Annotated in this window: 1 protein-coding gene; it reads left to right on the forward strand. The window is 44.1% G+C overall.

What is annotated here, in order from left to right; all coding sequences use genetic code 11:
* Positions 1-4 precede the first annotated feature (4 nt).
* Positions 5-127, forward strand: coding sequence for a GxxExxY protein (locus QEH59_RS18945; RefSeq protein WP_345785363.1), 123 nt, complete (start codon positions 5-7; stop codon positions 125-127).
* The last annotated feature ends 277 nt before the right edge of the window (positions 128-404 follow it).

Below are 404 nucleotides of genomic sequence, written 5' to 3' on the forward strand. Positions count from 1 at the left end.
GCAGTTGCTTAACTATATGCACATTACAAAGAAGGCAGTCGGGTATTTAATTAACTTTGGCCCGATGAAGCAGTTGCAATGGAAACGTTATATTCACAAAGAGTATATCCCCTCAAAGTCAGCCTAATTGACGTCAAGAATTGCTTATAATAAAATCTCTCACACGCAGATCCCTCCAGCAGTGTTGCAAGATAAGCGGTCCATTAGCGGTAATAAGCGGTTAAAAAAACATCAGAGTCAGCCCGCTCACACGAAGAGCCGCCTACGTCGGAAACCGCTTATCACCCCTTATGACACGCTTATAAGAAGAAACCTCTCACACGCAGATTCCTCTAACAGCGTTGTAAGATAAGCGGTCCATCAGCGGCAATAAGCGGTTAAAAAAACATCAGAGTCAGCCCACT

This window comes from Thalassobacterium sedimentorum (assembly GCF_031127905.1).
Taxonomy (GTDB): Bacteria; Verrucomicrobiota; Verrucomicrobiia; order Opitutales; family Coraliomargaritaceae; genus Thalassobacterium; species Thalassobacterium sedimentorum.